Source organism: Leptothoe sp. PORK10 BA2 (assembly GCF_034932105.1).
GTDB lineage: Bacteria > Cyanobacteriota > Cyanobacteriia > Phormidesmidales > Phormidesmidaceae > Leptothoe.
Genome location: NZ_JAYGIG010000106.1, coordinates 1 through 4,352, shown reverse-complemented (window position 1 = coordinate 4,352; position 4,352 = coordinate 1). Strand labels below are relative to the sequence as shown.

General features: G+C 47.2%; 4 protein-coding genes and 1 pseudogene. All 5 read left to right on the top strand.

The features are described 5' to 3' along the window. Window positions 1-124: 124 nt before the first annotated feature. A pseudogene (locus VB741_RS14730) lies at window positions 125-316 on the top strand (response regulator); the annotation flags it as partial. A 30-nt stretch (window positions 317-346) separates the two neighbouring features. Beyond that, complete coding sequence (locus VB741_RS14725) at window positions 347-859, top strand: GGDEF domain-containing protein (protein ID WP_323365941.1); 513 nt, start codon at window positions 347-349, stop codon at window positions 857-859. Window positions 860-893: 34 nt separating this feature from the next. Further along, window positions 894-2,903 carry a PAS domain-containing sensor histidine kinase gene (locus VB741_RS14720; RefSeq protein WP_323365940.1) on the top strand — a complete coding sequence of 670 codons (2,010 nt, stop codon included), beginning with the start codon at window positions 894-896 and terminating at the stop codon, window positions 2,901-2,903. Window positions 2,904-3,020: 117 nt separating this feature from the next. Further along, on the top strand, window positions 3,021-3,392 hold the full coding sequence (locus VB741_RS14715; RefSeq protein ID WP_323365939.1) for a response regulator: 372 nt from the start codon (window positions 3,021-3,023) through the stop codon (window positions 3,390-3,392). 281 nt (window positions 3,393-3,673) lie between these two features. Further along, entirely contained in the window at window positions 3,674-4,111 is a 438-nt protein-coding gene (locus tag VB741_RS14710) for a hypothetical protein (RefSeq protein ID WP_323365938.1), read from the top strand. Window positions 4,112-4,352 lie beyond the last annotated feature (241 nt).

The window sequence follows — 4,352 nt, the reverse complement described above, 5'->3', positions numbered from 1 at the left end:
TCCATAATGGAACTGGCTGATTGTAATGGTTTCAGCCAGTTTCGGACATTCCAGACCGTTTGGGTACTGGGATGTTCTTTTTTAGAGACTTTCACCAGTTAGAGATGAACTTCGCACTGTCCAGTTAATGATTTTAGATATTGAAATGCCTGATTTCAATGGATTAGAGCTGTGTAAGGTGATTCGACATGATCCGTCCCTGCATCAATTTCCGATTCTTTTTCTCTCGGCCCACACTGGCCCTGAGATCATCCATCGCGTGTTTGAGGCTGGGGCCGATGACTATCTGAGTAAACCCATCATTGGTCCAGAACTGGTGGCTCGGATCTTGAATCGTTTGGAACGGATGCGACTGTTGCGCACCTTGGCTGAGGTCGATAGTTTGACCAATTTGAAGCGACGACGGCAATCCGTTGAAGACCTCAATCGGTTGTTAAAACTAGCGGATCGGCAAGATACTACCCTCTGTTTTGCCATATTGGATCTCGATCAATTTAAGCAAGTTAATGATTCCCATGGTCATGAGGTGGGTGACCAAGTGTTGAAAACCTTAGGGGACTACCTCCGTCAAACTTTTCGGGGGGAAGATGTGTTAACCCGTTGGGGGGGGGAAGAGTTTGTTGTGGGGCTATACGGCATCAGTAAAGAACTCGCGGTTAAACGACTAACTGCGTTGTTGGAGACGTTTAGTCAACACAGTTTTTTGGGTGGCGAGCAGCATCTATTCCATGTCAGTTTTAGTGGTGGTGTGGTTGAGTATCCCCAGGATGGTATGGATATTCAATCCTTGTATCGACAGGCTGACGAGTTATTATATATGGCGAAAGCTGCTGGGCGTAATCAAATTTTGTCTAGCTGATTATGAACGGAAATTATCATAGGAAATAAATGGGATGGAAATACTACAAAAAATCTTTTTTCCGACCCAGTTTATTCCCCATGGGCATTGCTATCTTTGGCAACCTGAGCTGGTTTGGCTGCATTTGTTGTCGGATGTGCTGATTGCGATCGCATATTACTCCATCCCCATTATGCTGATCTACTTTGTCCGCAAGCGAGATGATGTCCCCTTCCGAGGTATTTTCCTTCTCTTTGGGCTATTCATTACCACCTGCGGTACCACCCACCTGATGGCTGTGTGGACCCTGTGGCACCCCGCCTATTGGCTGTCGGGCACCATCAAAGCGATTACGGCCGTTGTTTCCATCTACACCGCTTTGTCCCTAATCCCGACGATCCCTGCCGCCCTGGCCTTGCCCAAACCCGAAGCCCTGAGACAAATTAACCAGCAGCTAGGCTCCGAAATCGAAGACCGCAAACAGGCAGAAGCACAACTGCATCAACTCAATCAAGAATTAGAAGCTCGGGTGGAAGCACGCACCGCCGATCTTAGGGATAGTGAACAGCGACTACGCTCATTGTTTGAAGCGGCCCCTGATTTTATCTATGTGTTAGACCAGCAGGGACTGATCCAACAGGTTAATTCCACGACCCTGGAGCAATCTGGCTATGCCGAATCGGACCTGATTGGCCAGCCCCTGGACCGGTTTCTAAGTAGTGATAGCCAGGCCCTATGTCAACAAGAATTTACCCTGTTGATGACCCATGGCAACCATCGGCAAGAGATGGAATTTGTCTGCAAAAATGGCCAGATTTTAACCATGGACTGTTCTTGTACGGTGGTTGCCGATGATTGTTTAGATGCTTACATTCTTGTCCTACAGCGAGACATTACCCAGCGCAAGCAAATTGAAACTGAGCGGACCAAGTTGTTTGCCACCTTGCAAGAGTCAGAGCAACGCTGGAGTAGCTTTCTCCGTGATGTGCGCTTGATGGTGATTGGGGTGGATAGCCGGGGGCAGGTGGATTATGCCAATCCCTATTTCCTCTCGTTGATGGATTATCGCCTGTCAGATATTTTAGGGAAAAACTGGGTTGAGTCGTTTATCCCCCCCTATCAACAACCGCAGATTGAGAAAAATTTTCAGGATATTCTCAACCACGAAAATCGTCCTCGCTATCAAAGCACCCTTGTCACAAAAACGGGTGAGGAACGGATTATCTCCTGGACCAGTACCCTGCAGAAGACCCTAGAAGGAACATCTGCAGGGGTGCTGAGTATTGGTGAAGATGTTACCGAGCGCTATGCCATCGATCGGATGAAAGACGAGTTTATTTCCGTTGTTAGCCATGAACTACGTACCCCACTCACTTCTATTCATGGGGCTTTAGATCTGTTAACCAGCGGGCTGCTGGAGCCGCAATCAGACCGGGGGCAACATGCGCTGGCCATTGCGGCCGAAAGTTCCTCCCGATTGGTGCAGCTGGTCAACGATATTTTAGAGTTAGAGCGTTTAGAATCCGGCAAAGTCAGGCTTCACTGGTCCTCGGTGTCTACCCATGAACTCATCCAGCGAGCCTGTGAGGTGGTGGAACTAATGGCTGAACGGGGAGAGATTCGGCTTGAGATGGTTGAGACCGACTTGTGTATATGGGCCGATGGCGATCGTTTAATTCAGGTATTAACCAATTTGCTCAGCAATGCCATTAAGTTTTCAGAGCCCTCATCAACCATATGGGTCACGGTGGAAGAATGGTCTATACCGGAGGGCAGCCAGGTGAGGTTCACTGTTAAGGATCAGGGCAGGGGCATTCCACCGAATAAATTGGAGCGTATTTTTGAACGCTTTCACCAGGTTGATGCTTCGGACTCTCGCAGTAAAGGTGGGACTGGCCTGGGCTTAGCGATCTGTAGCAGCATTGTTCAACAGCATGGTGGCAAAATCTGGGTGGAGAGCATCCTAGGAGAGGGCAGCAGCTTCTCCTTTACGGTTCCTCGCTGTCAATCAACTGTCCTAGATAATGCTCCCTTGGACAATTTCCCTAAGATTAAGAACGAATAAATTCGAAACTAATATATCCGAATTTATAGTTTGATATGGACCATAGAATAAGCGAAGACTGTCTATACTTGTGTATATTTGAATGATCTTGGCTGTCACCTATAAAGCTAAACTTCCATGGTAAAGCAGATTTTGGTTGTGGATGATGATGACGGCGTCCGCGAAATTATTCAACTCTCCCTGGAAGCGGCGGCTGGTTGGGATGTTTTGACGGCAGCCAGTGGGAAAGAAGGGATTGCGATCGCAAAAGCCAAAAGTCCCGATCTCATCCTGTTAGACGTGATGATGCCCGATGAAGATGGTATTAACGTATTTCATCAGCTGCAGAGTGAGCCGTTAACCCAGTCTATTCCCACCATTTTGCTTACCGCCAAGGCCCGCATGAGCGAGCACCAAGAGTTTATGAAAATAGGTGTGAGAGGAATTATCACCAAACCTTTCCAGGCTATGCAGTTGGTGCAGCAAATTAAACAGATGGTGGATTGGTGAACCCAAGCTATCACAGTGTTATGGGTTTAAGGCATAGCCCATAGCTATGCTGATTGAGACTAAGGGCCTCTACCTGAGGGGCAATCGACACATTCTCCTGTCGTGGTCACAAAATATACACATTGTTTCCATAGACTTAACCATAGGTTGTCTACGGAGAGTCCTACTCGTGATATCCGTAGACAACCTATGGTTCCTGGAGCCATGGATGGGTCAGGGACGTTATTAAGTAACAGGCTCTCAAGGTGTAAAGCCCTTGGCAACGGTGTGTGTATATCAAAATGGAACAAAATGATTTTCAGCAGTCTTTAGCAATTGTTATTGATGTTTTGCAGGCAAAAGACATTACAGCTATTCCTAAGGTCAAGGATTTTTTGTACTCCCTGCCTAGCCTCAAGCAAATTGAGCAAGCCTTAGCTGCAGCGTTACTTCACTTTGCCGAGCGGGATAAGTCAGTATTTGATTGGATTGTGCTTTATCAAGATCAGTTTTGTCCTGAGCTTGATTTGTTTGCCTTTACCCGCAATGTAGTGCGCACACGTTTATGTGATAAAGGGTGGGTGCAAGGGCGAGACTTTTGGTTTGACCTGAGAAACATCCTCCACATGAGTCGAGCCTTAAGCGTTAACTTTCCAGACTATTTCAGCAGCAGTGAGCTGATTTTGGTGAGAACCATGCTCAAGATTGAGGTAAGCGTTCAGGGGGGCACTAGAGAATGAGGGTTTCAGCTCTTTAATCAATCTGTTTGGGCCGCTTTGAGCCTGCTTTTGGCCGATCTGGAGTCTTGGCGATGCCTTGAAACCCACTAGTTTCCTACCCCCCTGAACGGTTACAGATTAGACCTCTTGCATAATAGTTTCTATGGTAGATTTTTAGGTTTTGGTTCATTGCTTTACACCTAGGCAGATGAACTACGAAGCCACCCAAACCCTTAGCAATTCAAAGTTTAAGCGTCGATTC

Bases quoted from the DNA above. Each gene is read 5' to 3' on its own strand.
- VB741_RS14725 (WP_323365941.1), top strand. From the start codon at position 347: ATGCGACTGTTGCGCACCTTGGCTGAGGTCGATAGTTTGACCAATTTG.
- VB741_RS14720 (WP_323365940.1), top strand. From the start codon at position 894: ATGGAAATACTACAAAAAATCTTTTTTCCGACCCAGTTTATTCCCCAT.
- VB741_RS14715 (WP_323365939.1), top strand. From the start codon at position 3,021: ATGGTAAAGCAGATTTTGGTTGTGGATGATGATGACGGCGTCCGCGAA.
- VB741_RS14710 (WP_323365938.1), top strand. From the start codon at position 3,674: ATGGAACAAAATGATTTTCAGCAGTCTTTAGCAATTGTTATTGATGTT.